The sequence below is a fragment of the Bacteroides sp. f07 genome (genome assembly GCF_042854785.1).
GTDB lineage: Bacteria > Bacteroidota > Bacteroidia > Bacteroidales > Bacteroidaceae > Bacteroides.
Genome location: NZ_BAABXI010000012.1, coordinates 1 through 606, shown reverse-complemented (window position 1 = coordinate 606; position 606 = coordinate 1). Strand labels below are relative to the sequence as shown.

The following is a 606-nucleotide window of genomic DNA, read 5'->3' as shown; positions in this document are numbered from 1 at the left end:
CTGCTTATAAGGTAGATAAATCCGGTCTTCTTCTGTGAGCAGAGAGAATATCTGAGCTTTGAGTTTCTTCTGATTGTCTTTGACGCACAGGATATAATCCGCTTCTGCATTTATAATTGTCTCTGTTATTGTTTTTTGACAACCAACAGCATCAATGGTCACAATACACTGTGTCAGGTCAAGAGCCTTTATCAGTTCAGGGATAGCAGTTATTTCATTGGATTTTCCATCCACTTTTTGTTGCCCCAGACAAAGGCCATTGCGTACGGCCCATGCACTGACCATATATAAACGTTCTTTCATCCCATGCCCCTTTGAATGGGAAGTTGGGCATACAGCCTTGCCATCTATAGCAACGACACCGGGAAGCTGACTGCAAATATCATTAATCCAAAGGCGGAAAATTTCTTCAAACCATTCAATATCCAACAAAGTGAAAAAACGGTTGAAAGTATCTTCTGAGGGAATACCTGATAAATGAGGAAGACGGTTCTTGAAATATTCTTCATGACTATTACCAAATATTTCTATTTCATTCCAGGTTTCAGCACCACAAAGAACTGAAACCATCGCAATAAATACGATTTCTTCGACCGTATACACTTG

Annotated in this window: 1 protein-coding gene; it reads right to left on the bottom strand. The window is 39.8% G+C overall.

The window, feature by feature from the left end:
• Positions 1 to 603: ISAs1 family transposase (locus ACGHVY_RS24790; RefSeq protein ID WP_390602132.1), on the bottom strand; the 603-nt coding region annotated here is incomplete at its 3' end.
• Positions 604 to 606: the final 3 nt, after the last annotated feature.